Below are 23322 nucleotides of genomic sequence, written 5' to 3'. Positions count from 1 at the left end.
ACATTTAACCTCTGAGGTGGTCTCCTTGACGCTGGCAGCTGTTACCGCTGCACAGACAGCTTTTACCGCAACCTGTGCCCTCTTCCTTGTGAGGACCATGTTCTGGATGCAGCTTAGAATAGTGTCGCGTGATGGACTGAACGATCAGCCAGCCCAGTAACAAAATGGGGATAATGGTCATGGCGATGAGATAATCGATCATCAAATCAGCCTCCAAGTCCGGCGAAGCCCATGAATGAGAGGGATAGCAGGCCGCCCAACATTAAACTGACCGCAGCGCCTTGGGTGATACTTGGCATGGTCGAAAGTTCCAGTTTCTCTCGTAATCCGGCCATCAAAAGGATGGCGAGAATAAAACCAGTACCTGCTCCCAGGGCATAAACCAGGGATTGTAGAAAATTATACTCTTTAAAAGTCTGAAACAGAGCGAGGCCGAGGATTGCACAGTTGGTTGTGATCAAAGGAAGAAAGATTCCCAGTGAGCGAAATAGCCCAGGAGAGAACTTTTTCAGGGTCATCTCAACCAGCTGTACCGCACTGGCAATGACAGCGATATAGGCAATCAGTCGCAGAAACTCGATATCAAAGGCAACCAGTACCTGATTGATCATATAGGCACAGACTGAACTGACCAGCATCACGAACATGGTCGCCAGTCCCATTGGCAGGGCGGTATTGATCTTTCCTGATACACCAAGAAATGGACACAACCCCAGAAACAGAGCAAGAACAAAATTATTTGCCAGTACAGCATTGAGAAATATGAAGCTGAGGTTTTCTGTTGCCATATTGGTCACACTGCAGAGAAATAGGGTTGAATCATCATGGGCCGATCAATTGACTTTTGATCAGTCGGAATAATCTGCGCTTTTTTCGCACATATGTTGTTGACTGATTTGATCATGTTTCTGCGGCCGGATTAAGTTCTGAATCAGTTTTACGCTGTTTCAGCCATTCAAAAAACAGCAGCCAGGCTCCCAGTACAAGAAACCCCCCTGCAGGCAGAACCATCACTACCCAAGGCTCGAACCGTGGCCCGAACAGATCAAAACCAAACAGACTGCCAGCCCCCAGAATCTCACGAACTACTCCCAGGCAGAGCAGGGCAAAGGTAAATCCGATACCCATGCCGGTTGCGTTGACGATCGCTTTCAAAGGGGGATTTCGGGAGGCATAGGCTTCCGCGCGCCCGAGAATCATGCAATTCACCACAATCAATTGGATAAATGCGCCAAGGGCGTTATAGAGATCCAGTGATATCGCCTGGATGGTGTAGTCGACAATGGTGACAAAGGTGGCGATGATTACGATGTAAGTGGCTATACGAACCTGTTTGGGGATACTGTGCCTGAGCAAAGAGATCAGTGTGCCGGAGGCGAGGAGCACAAACATGGTGGCAACGCCCATTGCAAGGGCATTGATGGCAGAGTTAGTCACAGCCAGAACCGGACACATGCCCAGCAGCATGACGAACACGGGATTATCTCGCCACAGGCCTTCGTTGAAGGTTTCCCATGTTATGGTGTTGTCTTGTTTCTTTGCCATATTTGCCAGTCAGTTCTAATCAGTAATTGTCGATCAACAGGTCTCTACTTTTCCTTGCTCACGATCAAAGGAATCAAGCATATAGTGCACAGATCCAAACTTTTTGATCATGATTCCGGCTCATCTATCTGAGGTGGAGCCTCAGTCAAAACATCCAGGTTGGGCATCAACTGTGGAAGCAGCTGTTTTGACGATTGATTAAGTGCCTTTCCGACCGCCTTCGAAGAGATGGTAGCCCCGGATATGGCATCAATTTCCCACGGATTCTTTTTTGTGCCGTGTTTTACCGTTGTGATTTCATTGGCCAGCCCATCACCCTGCTGGTTTAACTTTGCCTCCAGGGCATCGAAATTGGCGACGAAATTATCATCGGTAATGATCTTGTCTCCCAATCCTGGGGTTTCGGCCAGTTTCAAAACCTTGATGCCGCGAATACATTCACAGGCAGGGTCAAAACCGTAGAGCAGGTAGATCATGTCCGCGTATCCCTGAGCCGCGGCTTTGGCAGCAACGCCTTTCAATGCGCCATTACTATCATACCCAGCATAGATCAGTGTGCCTTCCGCCGGGGTATCCGGGGTAACAGCGACCAGGCCGGATTCATTGACCACGAAATCACGCCGTGATACCGCACCGGGTATGACTTGAAATACCGCAGCTTCAGTAGCCCTGCGTTGGTTTTCAGCAATTATGGGTTTGGTCAGCTGATAGGTCAGCACAACCAGGAATCCGGATAGCATGGCTATACCCATCAGGGTACGGATCATTGGACCTGCAGGTGTTGAAGGGGGTATGGCTTGAGCTTCAGGGGTATTCACTTGCTTGTCCTCTGTTGCCCGAAAACCCTCGGTTGGGTGATCTGATCAATCAAAGGTGTTGCGGCATTCCCGAGCAGGATAGCGTACATCACGCCCTCGGTGAGACCGCCGAATAGCCGAATGATCACGGTTAGCGCACCGATCAATAATCCATAAATGATTACGCCCAGTGGTGTCACAGGGGAGCCAACCATATCACTGGCCATAAACCAGGCACCCAGCATCAATCCACCAGAGAGCAGGACGAATAGTGGATCTGGATAGCGTGAAGGATCGATTAGAAAGAAGATGCCTGCAGTAATCGCTGCACCAAGAAGAACCATCAACGGAATACGCCAATCAAGCATTCGCCTTGCAGCAAGATAGAGTCCACCAGCAAGGATAAGAATAGCGGATGTTTCACCGGCAGATCCTGCTGTGGTCCCCAGTAGAAGATCCAGATGTTCGGTTACCACGCCTTCGAATTTTTGTAGTGCCAGGGGGGTTGCGCCACTAAAGGCATCAACTGTTACTTCTGATACCCACTCTCCAATGGTTGGTGGTTGCAGGAAAGGCGGGGTGAGGGTGGTTGGAATGAATTGGCTGAATCTACCTTCGAAGAGGGCAGGAGTCCAGGTTGTGATTGCGACAGGAAAGGCAGCCTGAACAAAGGCTCGTCCAATCAATGCAGGATTCATTGCATTCATGCCCAGGCCACCGAACATCGCCTTGCCCAGAGCAACTGCGATAAAACCGGCAACCACACCCATCCACAAGGGAAAGCCTGGTGGTAGAGTCATAGCCAACAGAAGACCGGTGATGGTTGCAGACCAATCCCCAAGACTGTTGGGTTTGCCACTTAACTTATTGAACATACGCTCACTGAGCAGGCAGGTAGCTGTAACAACAACTAACAGGGCCAGCGCGCTGAGGCCAAACTGCCAGATGGTGAAGGCGCAGATGGGTAACAGGGCGTAGACCACATTGCGCATGATGATAACGACATCTTCCCCAGCATGAGCATGAGGAGATGTGCGCAATTCAATGGTTGGTTTTTTACTCATGTTTATTTTTAGCTCTATAACATCGGCTATCCGGGTTAAGCAGCCTGCTCCCGGTTGATCGCTTTTGCGATACGGAAATACTGTACTAGCGGAATGTTCGATGGGCAGACATAGGAGCAACAGCCACATTCGAAACAGTCGTTCAGATGATAGTCCAGACCCATCTCCTCATATTTTCGCTTGGCTGCAAGCAACCCCAGCATTGAGGGGTTGAGATGCATGGGGCAGGCATTGACACAACGGGCACATCGAATGCAGGGCCAGATTTTATGGCTCTCATCCTCTATGGAGGGCTCATTGAGTACCAGTAGACCAGAGGTGCCTTTGGTAATTGGGGTGTCCAGGGCCGAAACAGCAGGCCCCATCATCGGGCCGCCTAAAATGAATTCGGTACGAGAGCCTTCGTAGCCAACGTGCTCCAGGATATGTCTGATCGGAGTGCCCAGAGGAACCAGGTAGTTCGCCGGTTTACCAATTCCCGGGCCAGCGACGGTAATTACCCGCTCGATCAAACCTCGACCTTGGGGCAGCAGATCACCGAGAGCTGCCAGAGTACCTACATTGTTGACCACCACGCCAATATCGGATGGTAAGCCGCCGGTAGGGACTTCCCGGTTGAGCGCAGATTTAATCAACATCTTTTCAGAGCCCTGCGGGTATTTTGTCTCTACTGCTTTTACCTCAACCGGGCTTCCTTTGGAGAGGTGGCTCTTGAGTACCTCCACCGCATCCATCTTGTTGTCTTCCACACCGATGATCGCTTTCTGGGTCCCGGTAGCACGCATGGCATAACGGATGCCGCGTAACAGCGCCTTCGGGTGCTCCAGCATGATACGGTGATCACAGGTCAGATAGGGTTCACATTCACATCCGTTGATAACCAGTGTATCGACTTCTTTATCTTGCGGAATAGTCAGTTTCATGTGGGAGGGGAAGGCTGCACCGCCCAGACCCACCATGCCGCTATCCTGGATCGCCTGAATGATCTCATCCGGATTCAACTCACTCATGTCCCGGGGTTGTTCCCAGAGCACTTCCTGTGTTGAACCTTCGTAGACATCAATAACGATGGCATTTGTTTTTGGGCCTTTAGGCGTCGGCATTAACTCTATGCCGCGTATCCTGCCGGTGGCGGGCGCGTGCAGTGGTACCGAAAAGTTGCCATCGGCTTTCGCTATCGGCTCACCACGCACAACCTCCTGGCCTTTGTGAACCAGAGGTAGAGCTGGTTTACCGATGTGTTGATCCAGCGGCAATACCAATTGTGGCGGAAAGGGTAGACGACGGATCGGTTTATCCGCCGTATCCTTATGATAGGGTGGATGGATTCCGTGAGTAAAACCTTTCTGCCCAAACAGCAGGTCGAACAATCCCATAGCTTTCTGATTTCTTCAACAGGCGGAGCCGAAGCTCCGCCCACTGTTATTGTTGATGATCATACTGGTAGACCCAGGCCTAAGAATCACTGAAATTTCTCTGCACGTTTGACGAACTTGTCCAGATCTTTTTCAGATGAATTCCAGGGGGTTCCTGGATGGATACAGGCAGCTGTACACTTCTCAGCGGCCTTTACGATATCCTTGAACTGACCACCTTTGGGGTCGACGATAACCGCTTTCTTCTCGTCATTATAAGAGAAGATCTTAGGATTGATCTCGATACACTCATCGCAGGCGGTGCATTCAGGCGTCTCTATCCAAACCGGTTCATAGTCTGCTGCTGCACCATTGCCACCATCAGCAGCTGTAGTGCTGCCATTGGCAGATATAGATCCTGCCAAAGCGCCGGCATTACCACTTGCTGCCATGGAGAGCAGGGTAGAGCTGAGTCGGTTGGCCATATCGACCTTGGCCTGATCAACCAGTGCATCCACGTCAACCTTGTTCATCTCGCCGGCAATGCCTTTGAGTTGATGCCAGAACTGACGGCGCTCGTCACAGGAGTTTGCGATTTCCGGAGCACAGATGATACGCATTAAACGGTTCTTACTGTCGACGCCCCAGATATACGGGAATTTGCCTTCACGGTCATCCATATCCAGGTCAAGGAACTCTTCCATCGGGACCATGTCATCATTCCAGGTCTCTGGTGGTGCCATGCGGAACTGTTTGCGGAAGCGTCCTTCTGTGACGGCAAAGTCAGCGAAGGTCATCGGTACTTCCAGTTTGGATTCTTCACCTTTCTCGTTGAGATAGTCGATGGTATAGGTTGGCCAATCGTCATCCAGGGCCGGGTTGCCTTCCAGATCGATACACTCTTCGATGGTGTCACCCGCATCAGGGTCATACTTCATCAACGGATAGGCGCGAGACTCAACAGCCATCTTGGATTGTTTGTAGGCGATGTCATCACCGACGCCATGCTCCGGTGGACATACAGCATAGATGTTGAACAGAGCCGGACGGCGACTGTTGAGACCATCGATGTAACCTTCCAACAAGTGCGTGGTATTACTGATCGCACTCTGCAGCACATAAGTTGTTCTGTGAGCGATACCAATCAGCGAGACTTCCTTACGGATCTCCTCCTTACCTTTCATGGCTTTGCCGTAAGGACTCATATCCGCTACCTGGCCAATGTAGCCGGAGGTACAGGCCTGGCCACCAGTGTTGGAGTAGACCTGAGTATCCAGTACCAGGACCTTGATCGGCATACCCGATGCCAATGCACGGGAGAGGTTCTGGAAGCCGATGTCATACATCGCGCCATCACCACCGACCGAGACAACTGGTGGGCAGAGTTGCCATTCGTCTTCGCTGAACTGTTTCCAGTTGAACTGCTGGAAGAAGCTATCGTGTTCCGCAGAGTTAAATTTGCCAGAGAGTTCAAGCTCAGCTCTACGAATCGCCCCAAAGCCATCTGCCATCTTACGCATGTGACCTTCGAAAAGACCCATGGCAACTGATGGGCTGTCCTGAAACAGATGGCTGGCCCAAGGGAAAGGGTAGGGATTATAGGGATAGGTTGAACCCCAGACTGAAGTACAACCCGTAGCGTTGACAATACCCATCTCGGCACGTCCGTTATTGGTTACACCCTCGGTGTAGCGCCATTTCAGATCACGCAATTCATCCAGCAGCTGCGTCACCGACTGTAGCCATTCGCGATCAATGACTGTCTTCTCGCGATTACTGTCCAGGTTGTCACTGAGGTTGGAGAGGGTCAGGTCACTCTCATCGTCGCCTGATACGGCCTCTGCAATTGCTTGCGAGTTGCTCAGGTCGACGCCTTCTGCCAGTTTCAATCTGATGTGCTGCTCAAGCTGTTCGATCAGCTTATCGATCTTCTCGATCTGCTGTTTAACCCTGGGCTGCATCAACGCAGTTACAGTCGCGGTGAAGAGATGGATGATGGTCTTCTCACCACAACCCAGGCAGGCGCCGTCGCCACAAACCATGGAGTTGTAATTTTCTTTGTCCAGCAACAAGGTTTGCAGAGCGCCAACCTTCTCATCCAGGTCATCGATGCGATTAAATGAAGCGTCACTGGTTGGAAGATCGAGCCAGAAGTTCCAGTCATCACGCAATTTCTGGATTGCCTCTTCATCCTGAAGGGTAGCGACCAGGGCATCATCTTCACAGATCGTGACACACTCCATGCAGCCCTTACAGGTATAAGGGTTGACGGTGATGGAGAAGAGGCCACCGCTGTTGTTGTTCTTCTTCTCCATGTTGCCCCAATAGGGTTTGGTAACGGAGAAATCGAACTTGCCCATAGTCTGCAGAAACAGGCCAAACTCCTCTTCCAGAGCAGCGCGAGCTTGCTCTTCTACATCAGCCGCAGCAATCACTTCGAGTACAGCCTGATCCAGCATTGACCGCACATCGGCAGCTTCACCGTTATCATTCAGCAATTCCCGCAGACGTTTTTCGACGTTACGGCTCTCTCTTCGTAGATATTGAGTCGGGCGACCGCCTGTTTCGATGCGATCGATAGCGGTATTGAAGACATCGCTGACTCTATTGACCAGGCCGGGAATGGCACTGTCGGGACATATGGTGTAGCAGTCTCCGCAGGCGGTACAGTTTTCGGCAACCCACTTCGGATAGTCGAAGCGGATCTGAGTCATGTCACGATAAACGCCGGTAGATGCAGGGATCAGTGATAGCGCCTGATAGGGGTCCGCCAGATTGTCGTTACCCTTGCCAGAGGCATAAAAACTTCCGGTCTGCTCCCAGAAGCGGTGTACATCGGAGATGCCGCCTTCTGATTCGGGAAGCTGTTTGAGCATTACCGGCATACCGAGTTCTTTCTTTACCGGCATCTGAGCGGTAGCCCCGACAACCTTATTGGTGATTTCATGAATCTGATCAAAACCACGGCGTACCACACGCAGATTATCCTCAACCACGCGGCGTCCCTTGTTGCCGAACTTGGCCTCAAGCTGGGCTTCAATGGCAGAGAACAGTTTTTTCTCATCCAGACCGGACATCTCCATAAGTGGCGATCCGGCAAAGAATGCACCCTGGAAAGCATTACCCTGCATACGCAGCTGCAGCTCAACGTCTGAGGCTTCTTCACGGGCGATTTTGAAGCCGTCTACATAAAAGACGTGGATTTCGTTGTCGATGACCTGCTGCTGCATCCAACGTGGGAATGATTCCCAAACCTCATCGGCTGTTTCCAGGTTGGACTGGATAATCAGCGTTCCACCCTGTTTCAATCCAGATAAGGGATTGGAGTGACCGAACACGTTTGGATCGGGGCTTAACACTACGTCCACATAGTGATACTCACAGTTGAGTGGAATTGGGGTAGGTGCCGCAGAGAGATAATAGGTCGTGGGCTGTCCCTTTTTCTCCGAACCATATTTCGGATTCGCCTTGATCTCATAACCCAACAGATCATAGAGGGTCATGACCAGGTTTTTACCGGTTGTGATAGCGCCCCAGCCACCGACTGAATGCATACGCACAGTGATTGAGCCCTCAGGCATCAGGTTGGGGTTTTCAGAACCGCGCAGGGCCATATCAGCAATATTTGGATAGGCTTCTTTCAGTTTTTGCAGCTGGATCTCTTGCTTTGGCGTCTCCGCATCGCGAACAAAATCTATACCCAGGTAGAAAAACTTACGTTGGCTACCCTCTGGGAGCATGTTCTCCACAGCGCCAATCAAGGCCTCCGGCTGCAGGTCGCGGGAGCCAAGACCGTAGGCGCCGGAGTAGAGGTGGGGGGCATCAGCAAAATTGGTGTAGCTGTCATACTTTTCATAGGGCTGAGCGAGCTTGCCCGCTTTAGCCTGACCATTTTCGATACATTTCGAGATTGACGAGCGAACCTCACGCATCAGTGGCAGATCTTCGGCCAGAGGCTGGTCGGTACGTTCCAATACACAGACACCTTTTTTACCTTTTAAAACCTGACCAAGCAGATCTCCAGGGAAAGGACGGAACATGGTGATATCGACAACACCGACTTTCAGCTTGCGGGTCTTCTCAAGGTAGTCGGCAACGCCATGGGCTTGGACAATCATCGAACCCATACCGACGATGAGGTAGTCAGCCTTTTCAGTGTTGTAGCAACCCAGACGGTTATAGCGACGACCAGTCAGTTCATAGAAATCATCCATTGCTTTGTCAGCAATTTCAGGAATATGCTGGAAAAAGTAGGGACGTTGAGCAGCAGTCGTCTGCATGTAGGCGTCCTGATTCTGAACAGAACCGGAGAGCATAGGGTTGTCCACGTCCCAGATCGCTGGTACACGACGACGGGTTTCACCAAAGAGTAGCTTTTGCGCTGGTGTTGGGCATTCGATCTCATCATCAGGGCGGCCCAGGTACTCAGCGATCATCTCTCGCTCGGGAACCATTAATGGCTCGATCAAATGTGTGGTGAGAAATCCATCCTGGGCAACAGCAGCAGGGGTAAGGGAGAGTTCCGCAATCTTACGACCAATCAGATTTAGATCCGCAGCCCCCTGTGCGTTGTTAGCGAAGACCTGAAAAAAACCGGTGTCGTCGATACAGTGATAGTCGTCATGGCCACAGTGTACGTTCAGTGAGGCCTTAGTGATCGCACGGCAACCAATATTGAGGACGTAGGGCAGACGTTTACCTACAGCTGCGTACAGGGATTCGTGCATGAATGCCACACCCTGAGCGGAAGAGAAGTTGGTAGAGCGCAGACCCGTCATGGACATGCCTGCAGTCACCGCTGCGGCAGCATGCTCTGATTCCGGTTCAATAAAAATCAGTGAACGATCTGAGATGTTGATATGGCCTTTGGCTGTCTCTTCAGCCCAATATTCACCCATCTGTGTTGAGGGTGTGATTGGATAGGCACCAGCCGCGTCAGAGGCTTCCCTCTCACACATAATGACTGCTCCGTTACCATCCATTGCCATACGGATACCGGGGTATTTGAAGCTCTTCTCTTCTTTCTTACCGAACATGGAAACTTCTCTTTGCTAGGTTTGCAATTTACTTTCTGTCTCTAGAACAACAGGTTGTTATCAAGAGAAAACAAAAAGCATGGGCTTAAGGTTCTGTCTACCATCAAATAGGTAGTGCTTCTTTGCGTACAATACGTTTGGCTTGATGTCCTTTTACAACACCTTTGGTCTCATCAAGCCAGACAATAGCCCCTGTAGGGCAGCGCTCAGTAGCAATCGGGGAGGCTAGACTAATCTTGTTATAGTCGATCACAGCCAAGTTGTCTTGAATTGTAATTAATCCTTCAGGCGAATCTTTTACGCAGCGCTCACAAGCGGTGCATGCAACTTCACAATCATTTTCTGCAATATCGCCGTGTTCCAGGTTTTTACAGGCAACCCACAATCTATGGGATGCGTCATGAATCGAAAATAGGTCTTTTGGACAGATGTCAACACAATCACCACATGCGGTGCATTTTGTATTGTCCACAACGGGTAATCCGTAGTGGTCCATGGTAATGGCATCAAAGTCACACACCTCGGCACAATCAGCAAGGCCGATACAACCCCAGGTGCAGCTTTTCGGGCCACCTGCAACTACCGCTGCGGCACGGCAGGTCTCTAAACCTTTATATTGGGCGCGCATACGAGCGACATGATTACCGCCGGCGCAGGCCAGTCGAGCGACACGCTTTATCACATCGCCACTATCTACTCCCAGGTAGTCCGCAATCTCTTGTATGGCGTCGGCGCTGCTGACAGTGCATTGAGCCGGAGTGACTTCACCTGAGATCAATGCCTCAGCAAAGGGGCGACAACCCGCATTCCCGCAAGCGCCACAGTTGGTGGCAGGCAGCATGCCTTCAAGCTCGTCGATACGAGGGTCTTCAAATACCCAGAGCTTCTTGTTGGCAAATACCAGCATGGAGGAGAGCAATAGGCCTAGGATGCCCATAAATAGGATAGCGGTCGTTACGTTTAGTGCGATCTCAATATCCATTTCCATTACCAGATGTCATACGTGAGTAACCTAACTGAAACCATACTTATTCTAATGTTGGGGTTAGTATTGGTCTATGGAATGGGTTTAATAGAAAGTATTAATTTTTATAAATACTCGTTTAGCATTGAAAAAATTAATGATTGCATAAACTCTCTCTCAGGATCAGTAGCCGAATCATATAGACAACTCTATACCCACGGTGGGGGAATTCAACCATGACGCCTTATCAGTGAAATATAGCGGCAAATTTCAAGCTTTCTAAAATAGAAAATAGTTACTAATCAGGACAAAAATAAGTGATGCTCGTGTACCTCGTCATAGATTCTGTACCATTCAGAGCCGCCCCAATACGTCAGATCAAGGCGTGGCTCGCAGGGAATGGCAGGCCCTTTACAAGAGCCACAACGCAGGGCTGGCGTATTGGGGCGGCTCCCTCCGGGCGAGCCTGGAAGGGGTTATCCGCGGCGTTATGCCTCTTGGCAAGGGAGGGGCCATTCCCTGCGAGGCATGCCTTGCACTCCAAGGGCACTTCCTTCGGGGCGCGGCTAACCCCTTCCTGACTCGCTGAATGGTACAGAATCTATGACGAGGTACACTAGTTGAGCGACAGGTCAAAATGGCCACCATCCCGAGCCGCGTTCAAGTTCAGCACGGCAACTGGCGATCTGAGCGCGATAACGCTTAGCGTTTTTCTCGACTTTGCGGGCAACCTTGATCAGCCAGGGTTTCTTCTTGTAGCTCCCCTTTTTATAACCACCATGACCTTCGTGGTAGGCAAGATACTGTCGATAGGGATCCCACTTTGAGATGCCCAGCTTTTTATTGCTGTAGTTGGCATACCAGCCAATGAAGTCAACTGCGTCATCATAGTCATCTCGATCCGCCCATCGGTTGCCGGTTTGTTGCCGATACCAATCCCAGGTGGAGTCTTTGACCTGGGCATACCCATAGGCGGAGGATTTCCTGAACCAGGGAATAAACCAAAACAGCTTTTTTCTCGGTGGTTTGGCGTCATGTTCGAATCTGGATTCCTGGTGGATTATGGCCAGTTGCAGATGGATTGGAACACCCCATTTCTCAAATGACTCTTGAGAGGCTTCATACCAGTCATCTTTTTCATCAAAGATGTTGCAGGCGTTACCGGTGCTCTTTGGTGGCGAGCTTGAGCAGCTGGTTATCAGCAAGGCTGCCAGTATTGATATGATCCTAAGTTTTTTATTTTTAAGGAGAATAGCTCTATTCCTAAGGTTCTACATGAGGTCTTGAAATGCCAAAATTCAGAGATTTTCAGACGCCTCTCTATCTCACTTTACCCCGATAGTTATACAGGAGGACGATTCACTCAAGGTCACGTATAATGGCGCCGGTTTTGACCTTGGTTTGAGCGGAAATATCCCACTAAGGGCATTATATTTCCGCTGGCCTTACAAATAACATGAAATGAAAAAAACAACTATCAGGAGCGATCAATAATGAAGCTAATACTTTTGGGTGCGCCAGGTGCGGGAAAGGGTACAGTTGCTAAGCAGCTGACCAAACTAGACGGCTCTGTGCAGATCTCTACAGGTGACATTTTACGTGGTGCGGTGCAGGCAGGTACTGAGCTGGGGAAGCAGGCTGAAGCATTTATGAAGGCTGGTGATCTGGTACCGGATGACCTGATTATGGGAATTATGGAACAGCGCCTGCAGGAGCCGGATTGTGAGAATGGCTTTCTTCTTGACGGCTTTCCCCGCACTATACCTCAGGCTGAGGCATTGGGTGTGTTGTTGAAAAATATCGGTGTTGATCTCGATTTCGCAGTTGAAATCGATGTTCCCCGTGACGTGATATTGGATCGATTGACCACTCGACGCACCTGCGAAGCGTGCGGAGCCATATATAATGTTAAGAGTATGCCCACCAAGGTAGAGGGTGTCTGTGACAAATGTGGCGGTAAAGTTGTTCAGCGGGATGATGAGACAGAAGAGGCGATCTCCAATCGTCTGGATGTCTACCAAGAGAAGACTGCGCCTTTGGTTGGTTACTACAAAAACGAAGATATGCTGTTGACAGTCAGCGCTACTTCCAGTGAGGCGGTGGTGAATGCCATCCAGGAGAGATTGAACGGTTGATTCAGAGCTGACTCACAGTTCATTGACTCAACAAATCTATTTGCCCGGCTGAAAGTAACTATTGTATTGCCGGGTTAATAGGCAATAGACCCGCTCAGTGAGCGGGTCTATTGTTGATCTGGAATCTATTTGACAGGTTCACTCACTCGAAAGCAGAAAAAAGTGTCATTTTGTAGTTTCCCGTAGTAAGTGAGGAGCAATAAATGATTCGATTTCAAACAATGATCTATTCTTCGGTACAATTGATAAGGAGCGCCTCATATGGCTGAATTAGGTAAACCTTTCCTGCTTGAAGAGTATACCCTTGAGGATCTTGTAAAATATCCGATTCTTGTCTGGGCTGTACATGAAACAGGCGACACTGAGATGAAATATCTTACGCCGCTGCTCAATACAAGAAATCTCACCAGTGAATTCAATCACGCTAAAATTCTCCTGACCGTTGGTGATACAGGGGTCTATGCTGAGGCCAGCTACAATATGGAGGACCGCTCCATCTATTCGATCCTGATCTGGGATGGGAATGACTCGATTGAGGTGGAAGACAGTGATCTGGAGTCACCGGTCACGCTTCAAGCAGTGCCAGAGATTGACGGAGAAGCCGATGTGGCTTTCGTTCTCGCATCTAAGGAAGATTACTACGCATATCGGGAAGCAAAATAGGCTTGAAGCAATTAAATTGATGCAAAAACAGCATTGATGGCCAGAAGTTGCTATTCTATTAACCCGTCGATCTTATCAGAGCATGGCTTGCTTCGGCTGATAGTGAACCATTTGGTCGACGGGGTAATAAGAGGCACTATACCTGTTCATGTTCGTGCAGATGAATCTGCTCTGCTAAATGGATGGGGAGATTGAGTAAGGGGCGCAATCCGGCATTCTGTCTATATGCAACAGGGTGTTCAATAATGGAATATGTTGCTTAGATGCATAGCAATGTACTAAGAACAGTTTGCTGTACTTAGAAATGGGTAATGAAGGATGCAATAGATTTGGATATCCAGCACCAACCAGATAGTGTCAGTCTATATCATCTTGAGTTGACGATAGCTTAGTTATGATCAAGCTTTTTGGAATCTATATCTCAAAGGCGGTTGTTCTCCTCGGAGTGGCTGAGATATTGATCTTATTCTCATCGCTGCATGCTGCAATACTGCTTCACTTTAAGCTCACCGGACACACCCATGTTCTGACCAGTGTTGAGGATAATCTGGCAGTAATTTACGCATTGGTGATGTTCTCTTCAATGACTGCCTTGGGGCTCTACCAAAAGGGTTCGATGGCGACCTCCTCGGGTTTCCTTTTACGCATAATTCTGGCTTTTATTGTGGGCGGCTCAGTGATGGCTTTGCTGCTTGTTGTTATACCCATGTTCGATGATCATGGAAGGACAGTCCTGACCTACGCCTTAACCCTGTCGATACTGGGCGTTTTGGTGGCCAGGACAATATTTGTACGGGTAACCTCAGACAAAATATTGAAACGTCGAGTGCTTGTATTGGGTGTAGGCATCAATGCGGACCGTATAGAGGAGTCGATCAAGAAAAAAGATACACTGGGTGTTGTTGTGGTTGCCTATGTCAATCAGGGAGACCGAATCGAGCTGATCGATAAAGATAGGCAGATTGTAAAGGATCAATCATTATTGGAGATATCCAATCGTCTGGCTGTGGATGAGATCGTCGTGGCGGTTGATGACCGACGTAAAAAACTACCCAACCATGAGCTGCTTGAATGCAAGATCAAAGGCATTCAAATACTCGATCTGCTGACATTCTTTGAGAAAGAGCTTTCTATTATCAATATTGATCTGCTCTATCCAAGTTGGATGCTCTATACAGAAGGGTACCGCCAGAGAGCATTGAATCGAGCTATCAAAAAGAGCTTTGATATGTCGGTGGGTATCATCATCTTCATATTCGCGGCACCACTGATGGTTTTGGTTACCATCGCAAGCCTGATCGAATCTGGGGGCCGGGATCCGATACTCTATAACCAGGTTCGTGTAGGAAAGAACGGCAAGCTTTTCAAGGTCTACAAATTTCGTAGTATGCGAACTGATGCCGAAGCGGATGGTGTCGCAAGATGGGCGCAGAAGAATGATGCACGCATCACCAAACTTGGCGGTTTTCTGCGCAAGACTCGCTTGGACGAATTACCACAAATCTATAATATTTTGAATGGTGATATGAGTTTGGTAGGACCTCGTCCTGAAAGACCGGAATTCGTCATGCAGCTTTCAAACGACATTCCCTACTATCCACAGCGTCATTGGGTTAAACCTGGATTGACCGGTTGGGCTCAGATGCTCTACCCCTATGGGGCATCCGAAGAAGATGCCAAGAGAAAGCTTGAGTACGATCTTTACTACGTCAAGAATGCCAGCACTATGCTCGATTTCGTCATACTGCTGCAAACCATTGAGGTTGTGTTACTGGGTAAAGGTGCTCAATAAGTATTGTGTGTGCAGTTAGGGACAGAGTATCCAATCGTCACTACTATATTCGCGTAAGGCTTCTGGATAAGGCTGATAGTTGCTTTATCCGCCACCTGGCGGCCCACTAGCCTATATCGTGCTTGCTCTACAGCAGGTCCTCTTTGACCTATCTTAAACGGCTTCCGGCAAAATCACTCAAAATCGGCATCATGAGGTATCCAAACCTGAGGAGTAGATCCTACTGCTGGGATTTCAACTAAAGTGCTACGGCTGCTAACAGTTGCTCGCTCTCCTGATTATGCTCAGGATTTTGCGAAAATCTCAGTTTCTGTGGATAGGGAAACACGTCGGCCTGCATGCCGACAGCCAGATAATCCTGAGCCTTTTTCCAGCAGCTGCTATCGAATAAATCTGGGTGTAATTCCATCAAAATCTTACGTATTTTAGGATCTGTACTGACAAATGTGATGAACTCTTCTGGAAAAATATCGTTGGGATTGACGCTGTACCAGGGCTCATCTCTGAACAGATCGAGAGAGCTGCGAGGAGTTGGGATCTTGCGAAAGTTGCACTCACTGAGATAGCAGATCTCATCGTAGTCATAAAACACCACTTTTCGTTGACAATTGACGCCGAAATTTTTGAACAGCAGATCCCCTGGGAAGATATTTACCCCCATTAACTGCTTCAGAGAGAGGCCCCAATCGTCAAGAATCTCTCTGGCCAGTTGTTCGTCAGCCTCTTCCAGGTAAAGGTTGAGTGGGGTCATCCTGCGCTCGATATAGAGATGTCGGATGACCAGTTTGTCATCATCGATTTCGAGTTGATTGGCGATCGTATTCTGTAACTCTTCCAACAGAGATGGCTCAATCCGGTCGAGGGGAAGGGCAACATCGGCAAAATCCAGTGTGTCCGCCATACGCCCGATGCGGTCATGTTTTTTTACCTGTAGATAGCGCTCCTTGATTAGCTTGTGTGTCACCTCTTTCTGTGGTGGAAATTTATCGCGTATCACCTTGAATACGTAAGGAAAAGAGGGGAGGGTAAAAACCTGCATCACTAACCCGGGTGTTCCCGCTGCCCTGATAAATTGATCCTCACTCTCATCAAGATGACTCAATAGATCTCGATAAAATTCATTTTTTGCCTGTTTATGCAGACCGATACTCATATAGAGTTCAGAGAGGGTTTTATAGGGCATGATGCTCTTCAAAAAAGCCACTGTTGCTGTTGGTACCGGGGTTTTTGCCATGAAATAGGCTCGGGCAAAATTGAATGTCGCCTCCACATGTCTGCCGCGAATGAGCAAGGCATCGACATAAATCCCCCCCTGTTCATTGTTAATTAAGGGCAATATGAAGGGGCGTACTTTATCGTAATAGACCATTCTGCCGATCAGATAGGCTGCTTTATTGCGGTAAAATGGGGATTCCAGAATGTCGAAACTGAGGTCTTTGGGAAGGGTTTCAAATCCAGTTTGTGCCATCAGAGATTGCACAATACGATCGCAATCCCGTTCGATATCTTCATAGGGAAGGGAGAAATAGAAAGCTGAAAGCATGTCCCAAATGCAGCCTTTCAAACCGCCATCATCAACATGGAAAGACATGTAGACACGATAGCGCTCTGATAGCTCCTGTCGGTTAACCTGTGACGCTATAAAGATCTTATTATTATTATAGTAGCGCCTATCAAAAAGCCTGCAAAATACTGAATTATAGAATGTTTCAGCAAGTTCTGGCCGGCTATGCGAGCGAAGCAAACCAGTGTAGATCTGCTTCACTTCCTTCCAGAAATCGTCATCCAGAGAGTCAACATCAAAGCTCGCCTTGAGACGATCAATCGCCTCCTTGACCCGTAGATCATAAAAACTGATTCGCTTTGCTGAAGCTTCACGTACTGCTTGCCAGTCAGCATGCTCGAAGCGCTGACGCGCGGCACTGCTGATCTCCTGGAAGAATGAAAAGTGTCTTTCGAATCCTGTCAGGATCGATTGGGCAATCTGTTGAGGCTGATTATGCATTATTTTGGTGCGTACTTTGTTTCGTTAATTTAGATAACTGAGCAATTAACTAAGGTTTAGCAGATTTTTATTGCACTGCACTATTTTTTTTATCAAAGCTAACTATTGATATTTTTATGAAAATAATCTTGACCTTTTCACTATGCTTTAACGCAGTGCACAAAAAATAGACACGCTTCAGAGAAAAGCGGGTTGAACATTAAGCCGCAAAATATGCACCGAGTGAGTGCGCGGCAAACGAGATGAGGAGATTTAATACCATGACCAGTACGTCATCGAACCTCTGGCACCAGACCCAGGAGATCAGGATAACCGGCAATATGGAGCCGGGGTACCAAGAGATTCTCTCGCCTGAGGCGCTACATTTTGTCGCGGAGCTGGAGCGTTTGTTTGGAGATACCAGACGCGAACTTATGAAACAGCGCGGTTTGCGCCAACAACGACTCAATGCGGGTGTGCTGCCCGATTTTCTCGAAGGGACATCAGGCATACGTCAGTCAAATTGGAAGGTACGACCTGCACCTCAGGATCTACAAGACAGACGGGTTGAAATCACCGGTCCTGTGGATCAGAAAATGTTAATCAACGCCCTCAATTCAGGGGCTAAGTGTTTCATGGCGGATCTCGAAGATGCCCACTCGCCACACTGGAATACCACAGTAGAGGGGCAGATAAATCTGCGCGATGCGGTTAACCGTACTCTGAGTCACACCTCTCCTGAAGGAAAGCGCTATCAGCTCAATCAGCAGCTTGCCACGCTGATTGTTCGTCCCCGTGGCTGGCACCTGGAAGAGAAACACGTGAGTGTGGATGGCCGGCGGCTTTCCGGCGCTTTCTTTGATTTCGGGCTATATCTGTTCCATAACGCTGAAACACTGCTTGAAATGGGCAGTGGACCTTACTTCTACCTGCCCAAGATGGAGAGTTATCTGGAAGCACGCCTGTGGCGGGATGTCTTTGCCTGGGCCGAGCAGGAGCTGGGTCTGGAGCACGGGACTATACGTTGTACAGTACTGATAGAGACCATCACTGCTGTATTCGAGATGGATGAAATTCTGTATGAACTGAGAGATTACATCTGCGGACTCAATTGTGGCCGCTGGGACTATATCTTCAGCTTTATCAAACGTTTTCATGCCCATCCGGAGTGTGTGTTTCCCGATCGCAGCCAGGTCACCATGACCGTACCTTTTCTCAGGGCATACTCAAAATTGCTGATTAACACTTGTCATCGTCGTGGCGCACATGCAATGGGTGGTATGGCAGCGCAGATTCCGATTCGTGATGACCCTGAAGCAGATGCTGCAGCCAAAGAGAAGGTAAGGCAGGACAAAGAGCGTGAAGCCGGGGATGGTCACGATGGTACCTGGGTTGCGCATCCTGGCCTGGTACCCGTAGCGCTGGAAGTATTTGACCGGCATATGCCATCGGCCAATCAACTAGATCACCTCGATCCATCGTTGGATATCAAACCGGCTGACCTGCTACAGGTTCCAGATGGTGAGATAAGCGAAGCCGGTTTGCGTAACAACGTCAGTGCCGCACTGCGTTATACCGCTGCCTGGATCAATGGCAGGGGCGCCGTACCTATCCATCACCTGATGGAGGATGCCGCTACAGCCGAGATCGCAAGATCACAGATCTGGCAATGGATCCGTTACCCGAAGGGTGTTTTAAACGATGGCCGCAAGGTCACTTATCAGCTTTTCGATCAGATCGTCGATGACGAGCTGGGAGAAATCAGCAGAGAGATCGGCGATCTGGCTTTCGAGTCAGGTGCGTTCACTCAGGCAGCAGAACTGCTACGACAGATCGTTGCCAACGATGAATTTGAGGAGTTCCTCACCATTCCGGCATACGAGCAACTTGATTGATGGCTCGTAGCATATACCACCAAGAGATAATTAGAGATAAGACTGGAGACGATACAGATGACACGTAATGAACAGATCGAAGCCTTGAAAAAGGATTGGGCAGAAAATCCTCGTTGGACCGATGTCGAACGCGGCTATAGCGCGGAAGACGTAGTCCGTCTGCGTGGCTCAGTCCAGCCGGAATATACCTATGCGCAAAAGGGCGCGGAGAAATTGTGGGATCTGGTTCACGGTGATGCCAAAAAAGGTTATGTGAACTGCATGGGCGCCATCACCGGTGGTCAGGCAATGCAGCAGGCAAAGGCAGGAATCGAAGCGATCTATCTCTCAGGTTGGCAGGTTGCAGCTGATGGAAACACCTCTGAGACCATGTATCCGGATCAGTCTTTGTACGCTTATGACTCAGTGCCTACGATGGTGCGTCGTATTAACAGTGCCTTCAAACGCGCTGATGAAATTCAGTGGTCGAAAGAGCTGCAACCAGGTGACGATGGCTATACCGACTATTTCCTGCCTATCGTTGCTGATGCGGAAGCTGGTTTTGGCGGTGTACTCAACGCCTTCGAACTGATGAAGAACATGATTTCAGCTGGTGCGGCTGGTGTTCACTTCGAAGATCAGCTTGCAGCGGTTAAAAAATGTGGTCACATGGGTGGTAAGGTACTGGTGCCAACTCAGGAAGCGGTGCAGAAGCTGATTGCTGCTCGTCTTGCTGCAGATGTCATGGGTGTACCAACACTTGTTCTGGCCAGAACAGATTCCGAGGCTGCCAACCTGTTGACCTCTGATGTTGATGCCAATGATAAGCCTTTCCTCACCGGCGATCGCACAGCTGAAGGTTTCTACCGGGTTAAGAATGGTCTTGAGCAGGCCATCTCCCGAGGCCTGGCCTACGCACCATATGCTGACCTGGTGTGGTGTGAAACCGGTACACCGGATCTCGGCTTCGCCCGAGAGTTTGCCCAGGCAGTACTTGCAGAGAATCCAAATAAACTGTTGGCATACAACTGTTCACCTTCGTTCAACTGGAAGAAAAACCTGGATGACGCCACCATTGCCAAGTTCCAGGAAGAGCTATCCGACATGGGTTACAAATACCAGTTCATAACCTTGGCAGGTATCCACAATATGTGGTTCAACATGTTCGATCTGGCCTACGACTACGCACGTGGCGAAGGTATGAAACACTATGTCGAAAAGGTACAAGAACCGGAATTCGCTGCAAGAGAGAAAGGCTATACCTTTGCCTCTCACCAACAAGAGGTGGGTGCCGGATACTTCGATGACGTCACTACTGTAATTCAAGGTGGTGCCTCTTCAGTGACCGCTTTGACCGGATCGACTGAAGAAGCGCAGTTCGACAGCGCATCTGGCATGTAATCAAGACAGACTGTAGGTGATCTTGAGATTGATTGTATCGATCAATAGTCATCATCACCTCAGTCTCAACCCGGTTTTCTGCCCTTCGGCCGTGCTTATCAGCACGGCTTTTTTTTGGATTACCGGTAAAAAACTATGGCTTCTATTTAGCAAAGTCTATCTGCAAAGATTTTTTAAAACTCCTAAAATTCTATTAGTCCCAATTTTTTTAAGAGGTGCACAATGAGTACGAGTGAAAGCAAACTGAAAACAGCTGATCTCTACGATATCCATGAAGAGGCGTTACAGATCTGTTATCCAGGATTTCGCCATTATGGTGGGCACCGTACCTTCCATGGTTCCATCGCAACTTTAAAATGTTTTGAAGACAACTCATTGGTAAGAGATGAGCTGGATCAACCAGGCCAGGGCAGGGTATTGGTGGTAGATGCGGGGGGATCACTGCGATGTGCCATGCTGGGGGATCTGTTGGCTCAGAAAGCGGTAGATAACGGATGGGCAGGGATTATTATGCATGGCTGCATAAGAGATGCTGCTGAGATCAGAGAGATGCCACTTGGGGTTATGGCGATGGCCACTAACCCGCGTAAAAGTATTAAGAAAGGAGCAGGTGAAGTCGGTGGGGAGGTCTATTTTTCCGGTGTAAAATTCAGGCCGGGAGAGTGGCTCTATGCGGATGAAGATGGGATTGTGGTGTTGGATCGTCCCGCGATTTAATTGGACAAGTTTCCACCTGATTGAATATTGCTATTTAATCCCACGCAAAATCCAACATGAAGTGCGGTCAATTTTCGTTCAGGTATGGATCTGGTGTTGATTTATTAACTCTGACAATCTGCCCATTAGTGAATTATTTCTCTGAAATCTGTATAAACTGAGGACAACATATTTTGAAACGATGGTGTCTTCATGCTTTTGCTTATTGTCTATGTCTCAATAGCGTTGGGTTTTTCATTTCTCTGCTCTGTTGCGGAGGCGGTGATCCTGAGTGTCACCCATCCCTACATTTCAGTATTAGAGAAGGATGGGCATAACGCAGCCTACGTACTGCGGCGAATGAAGCAGAATATCAATGATCCCCTTGCCGCTATTCTGACGCTGAATACCACTGCTCATACCATCGGTGCTGCAGGTGCTGGTGCACAGGCTGCCGCTGTTTTTGGTAATGCCTATGTAGGCGTGGCTTCAGCGATTCTGACACTGCTGATACTGATCTTTTCTGAGATCATTCCCAAAACACTAGGGGCGCACTATTGGCGGCAGTTAGCGCCATTGACTGCCTATACGCTGCAGTTTCTGATCTGGATACTCTATCCCTTCATCTGGATGTCGGCACAGTTGACCAAACTACTATCAGGTGGACACAGCCATGGACAGTTCAGACGGGATGAGTTTGCTGCAATGGCGGAAGCGGGGGCCGAGGAAGGTAAGCTCGAAGAGCACGAATCATTGATTTTAAAAAATCTGTTATTGCTGCGGGAGACCCGTGTTAGTGATGTCATGACACCTCGTACTGTTGTCTTTTCACTGGATGAGAAGCTGACGGTGAAAGAGTACTTTGAACAATATAACAGCAGTCGTTTTTCCCGCATTCCGATCTACGAGGGGAATCGTGATCATGTCACAGGTTTCGTGCTTCGAAATGATCTGCTGCTCTCCCATGCCAGAGGTAACTCTGAAAACCCGTTGACTGTCTACCGTAGAGAGATGGTCGCAGTACCCGATAGCAGTTCACTGCAGACCACCTTTGAAATTTTCATGCAAAAGCGTAGCCATATCATGTTGGTAGTGGATGAGTATGGCAGCATGGAGGGTATACTTACTTTAGAGGATATTCTGGAGACCCTTCTTGGAATGGAGATTGTTGATGAAGGCGATAAGATTGATGATATGCGTAAGCTCGCCAGACGGCTTTGGAAAAAGAGAGCAGCTGCGATGGGGATAGAGATTGATGATTCAGATAATGGGAAATGATAGTAAGACTGAACGATCTGCTCTGAAATAGATTAAGTCAAAAGGCTACTTATCCTGTTGTTCTCTACAGTATGCTTTTGATTTCATATCAGCAGCCATGGGGTCTATCCCCTGGTTGATATACTCTTCTGTCATCTGCTTACGGCAACCTTGATAATTAAAAAGCTTAACATCCACTTTGTCAGAGCATCCTGATATTAATATTGCTCCAGCCAGAAAAACAGATTTCATCCACTGACTCCATAAAATAAACATATCGCCAATAGCTCATACTAACCTGATTGTGAGCTAATTCAACGCATTTGTTAGCTTTTAATGAGTAACAATAATCTATTGTAGAAACTGAACAGGTTTACAATTTCCTCTGTTTCAATGGGTTGTTGTAATAGTGAGGGTGGGGAAATGATGCCACACGATAAGCTATGATGAATCGTAGGGTGCGGCCCTGCCGCACCATCAGGGTGAGAATTCCCCAAAAAAGCAGATACTTTGGTTCACTATCAGCAGCGTCTCTACACCGACTCGTCAGGTGGTTTCGGTTTTAGTTGGGCATGGTGCGGCAGGGCCACACCCTACGCGTGGATTTATTTCGGGAAGTCATCAGGCTACTGTTCGAGCTTGATGGTTTTGTTGTGGGTGGGGGCATGCCACACGATAAGCTATGATGAATCGTAGGGTGCGGCCCTGCCGCACCATCAGGGTGAGAATTCCCCAAAAAAGCAGATACTTTGGTTCACT

Annotated in this window: 18 protein-coding genes; 7 read left to right on the top strand and 11 right to left on the bottom strand. The window is 48.8% G+C overall.

The window, feature by feature from the left end:
- Positions 1 to 4: 4 nt before the first annotated feature.
- From AC4IFB_RS19480 to AC4IFB_RS19440, 9 genes are all read right to left on the bottom strand, one after another.
- On the bottom strand, positions 5 to 202 hold the full coding sequence (locus tag AC4IFB_RS19480; RefSeq protein ID WP_490777432.1) for a chemotaxis protein: 198 nt from the start codon (positions 200 to 202) through the stop codon (positions 5 to 7).
- A gap of 4 nt (positions 203 to 206) precedes the next feature.
- Positions 207 to 788, bottom strand: a complete 582-nt coding sequence (locus tag AC4IFB_RS19475; RefSeq protein ID WP_490781046.1) for an electron transport complex protein RnfA — start codon at positions 786 to 788, stop codon at positions 207 to 209.
- Positions 789 to 900: 112 nt separating this feature from the next.
- Entirely contained in the window at positions 901 to 1545 is a 645-nt protein-coding gene (gene rsxE / locus AC4IFB_RS19470) for an electron transport complex subunit RsxE (protein ID WP_490781045.1), read from the bottom strand.
- Positions 1546 to 1652: 107 nt separating this feature from the next.
- Complete coding sequence (locus tag AC4IFB_RS19465; RefSeq protein WP_490781069.1) at positions 1653 to 2312, bottom strand: RnfABCDGE type electron transport complex subunit G; 660 nt, start codon at positions 2310 to 2312, stop codon at positions 1653 to 1655.
- 47 nt (positions 2313 to 2359) lie between these two features.
- Positions 2360 to 3406 (bottom strand): RnfABCDGE type electron transport complex subunit D, encoded by a 1047-nt coding sequence (locus AC4IFB_RS19460; protein WP_490781044.1) that lies wholly within the window; start codon positions 3404 to 3406, stop codon positions 2360 to 2362.
- 35 nt (positions 3407 to 3441) lie between these two features.
- Positions 3442 to 4782 (bottom strand): electron transport complex subunit RsxC, encoded by a 1341-nt coding sequence (gene rsxC, locus AC4IFB_RS19455; protein ID WP_490777427.1) that lies wholly within the window; start codon positions 4780 to 4782, stop codon positions 3442 to 3444.
- Positions 4783 to 4868: 86 nt separating this feature from the next.
- Positions 4869 to 9797, bottom strand: coding sequence for a 2-oxoacid:acceptor oxidoreductase family protein (locus AC4IFB_RS19450; RefSeq protein ID WP_490781043.1), 4929 nt, complete (start codon positions 9795 to 9797; stop codon positions 4869 to 4871).
- 103 nt (positions 9798 to 9900) lie between these two features.
- A complete protein-coding gene (locus tag AC4IFB_RS19445) occupies positions 9901 to 10779 on the bottom strand; it encodes an RnfABCDGE type electron transport complex subunit B (protein WP_490781042.1) in 879 nt (292 codons plus the stop codon).
- A gap of 614 nt (positions 10780 to 11393) precedes the next feature.
- The gene (locus AC4IFB_RS19440) at positions 11394 to 11975 is read right to left on the bottom strand and encodes a transglycosylase SLT domain-containing protein (RefSeq protein WP_490781068.1); all 582 of its coding nucleotides are present in this window, start codon (positions 11973 to 11975) and stop codon (positions 11394 to 11396) included.
- A gap of 279 nt (positions 11976 to 12254) precedes the next feature.
- Between AC4IFB_RS19440 and AC4IFB_RS19435 the strand changes: the two genes are divergently transcribed.
- The 3 genes from AC4IFB_RS19435 to AC4IFB_RS19425 all read left to right on the top strand — a co-directional run bounded on the left by AC4IFB_RS19435 (position 12255) and on the right by AC4IFB_RS19425 (position 15351).
- Positions 12255 to 12896, top strand: a complete 642-nt coding sequence (locus AC4IFB_RS19435; RefSeq protein WP_490781041.1) for an adenylate kinase — start codon at positions 12255 to 12257, stop codon at positions 12894 to 12896.
- Between the two features lie 261 nt (positions 12897 to 13157).
- Positions 13158 to 13559: a hypothetical protein gene (locus tag AC4IFB_RS19430; protein WP_490777423.1), complete on the top strand. Its 402-nt coding sequence runs from the start codon at positions 13158 to 13160 to the stop codon at positions 13557 to 13559.
- 394 nt (positions 13560 to 13953) lie between these two features.
- Entirely contained in the window at positions 13954 to 15351 is a 1398-nt protein-coding gene (locus AC4IFB_RS19425; RefSeq protein ID WP_490781040.1) for a TIGR03013 family XrtA/PEP-CTERM system glycosyltransferase, read from the top strand.
- Between the two features lie 238 nt (positions 15352 to 15589).
- Here the strand turns inward: AC4IFB_RS19425 and aceK are convergent, their stop codons facing one another.
- On the bottom strand, positions 15590 to 17356 hold the full coding sequence (aceK, locus tag AC4IFB_RS19420) for a bifunctional isocitrate dehydrogenase kinase/phosphatase (protein WP_490781039.1): 1767 nt from the start codon (positions 17354 to 17356) through the stop codon (positions 15590 to 15592).
- A gap of 260 nt (positions 17357 to 17616) precedes the next feature.
- Between aceK and aceB the strand changes: the two genes are divergently transcribed.
- The 4 genes from aceB (at position 17617) to AC4IFB_RS19400 (ending at position 22584) form a co-directional block, all read left to right on the top strand.
- Entirely contained in the window at positions 17617 to 19230 is a 1614-nt protein-coding gene (gene aceB, locus AC4IFB_RS19415) for a malate synthase A (RefSeq protein WP_490777419.1), read from the top strand.
- 57 nt (positions 19231 to 19287) lie between these two features.
- A complete protein-coding gene (aceA, locus tag AC4IFB_RS19410; protein WP_490777418.1) occupies positions 19288 to 20610 on the top strand; it encodes an isocitrate lyase in 1323 nt (440 codons plus the stop codon).
- 222 nt (positions 20611 to 20832) lie between these two features.
- Positions 20833 to 21327 (top strand): ribonuclease E activity regulator RraA, encoded by a 495-nt coding sequence (gene rraA, locus AC4IFB_RS19405; protein ID WP_490777417.1) that lies wholly within the window; start codon positions 20833 to 20835, stop codon positions 21325 to 21327.
- A 192-nt stretch (positions 21328 to 21519) separates the two neighbouring features.
- On the top strand, positions 21520 to 22584 hold the full coding sequence (locus AC4IFB_RS19400) for a CNNM domain-containing protein (protein ID WP_490777416.1): 1065 nt from the start codon (positions 21520 to 21522) through the stop codon (positions 22582 to 22584).
- Between the two features lie 45 nt (positions 22585 to 22629).
- On the opposite strand, the gene AC4IFB_RS19395 is transcribed toward AC4IFB_RS19400, so the two are convergent.
- A complete protein-coding gene (locus tag AC4IFB_RS19395) occupies positions 22630 to 22815 on the bottom strand; it encodes a hypothetical protein (protein ID WP_490777415.1) in 186 nt (61 codons plus the stop codon).
- Between the last annotated feature and the right edge of the window lie 507 nt (positions 22816 to 23322).

The organism is Candidatus Thiodiazotropha sp. AKIB8 (genome assembly GCF_058244675.1).
The sequence above is the reverse complement of the archived record's forward strand: the minus strand, read 5'-3'. Positions and strand labels throughout refer to the sequence as shown.

Excerpts from the sequence above, each read along its gene's own strand:
- aceA (WP_490777418.1), top strand. The coding sequence starts at position 19,288 with ATGACACGTAATGAACAGATCGAAGCCTTGAAAAAGGATTGGGCAGAA.
- aceB (WP_490777419.1), top strand. The coding sequence starts at position 17,617 with ATGACCAGTACGTCATCGAACCTCTGGCACCAGACCCAGGAGATCAGG.
- aceK (WP_490781039.1), bottom strand. The coding sequence starts at position 17,356 with ATGCATAATCAGCCTCAACAGATTGCCCAATCGATCCTGACAGGATTC.
- AC4IFB_RS19480 (WP_490777432.1), bottom strand. The coding sequence starts at position 202 with ATGATCGATTATCTCATCGCCATGACCATTATCCCCATTTTGTTACTG.
- AC4IFB_RS19445 (WP_490781042.1), bottom strand. The coding sequence starts at position 10,779 with ATGGATATTGAGATCGCACTAAACGTAACGACCGCTATCCTATTTATG.
- AC4IFB_RS19430 (WP_490777423.1), top strand. The coding sequence starts at position 13,158 with ATGGCTGAATTAGGTAAACCTTTCCTGCTTGAAGAGTATACCCTTGAG.
- rsxC (WP_490777427.1), bottom strand. The coding sequence starts at position 4,782 with ATGGGATTGTTCGACCTGCTGTTTGGGCAGAAAGGTTTTACTCACGGA.
- rsxE (WP_490781045.1), bottom strand. The coding sequence starts at position 1,545 with ATGGCAAAGAAACAAGACAACACCATAACATGGGAAACCTTCAACGAA.
- AC4IFB_RS19465 (WP_490781069.1), bottom strand. The coding sequence starts at position 2,312 with ATGATCCGTACCCTGATGGGTATAGCCATGCTATCCGGATTCCTGGTT.
- AC4IFB_RS19395 (WP_490777415.1), bottom strand. The coding sequence starts at position 22,815 with ATGAAATCTGTTTTTCTGGCTGGAGCAATATTAATATCAGGATGCTCT.
- rraA (WP_490777417.1), top strand. The coding sequence starts at position 20,833 with ATGAGTACGAGTGAAAGCAAACTGAAAACAGCTGATCTCTACGATATC.
- AC4IFB_RS19425 (WP_490781040.1), top strand. The coding sequence starts at position 13,954 with ATGATCAAGCTTTTTGGAATCTATATCTCAAAGGCGGTTGTTCTCCTC.
- AC4IFB_RS19435 (WP_490781041.1), top strand. The coding sequence starts at position 12,255 with ATGAAGCTAATACTTTTGGGTGCGCCAGGTGCGGGAAAGGGTACAGTT.
- AC4IFB_RS19450 (WP_490781043.1), bottom strand. The coding sequence starts at position 9,797 with ATGTTCGGTAAGAAAGAAGAGAAGAGCTTCAAATACCCCGGTATCCGT.
- AC4IFB_RS19460 (WP_490781044.1), bottom strand. The coding sequence starts at position 3,406 with ATGAGTAAAAAACCAACCATTGAATTGCGCACATCTCCTCATGCTCAT.
- AC4IFB_RS19400 (WP_490777416.1), top strand. The coding sequence starts at position 21,520 with ATGCTTTTGCTTATTGTCTATGTCTCAATAGCGTTGGGTTTTTCATTT.
- AC4IFB_RS19475 (WP_490781046.1), bottom strand. The coding sequence starts at position 788 with ATGGCAACAGAAAACCTCAGCTTCATATTTCTCAATGCTGTACTGGCA.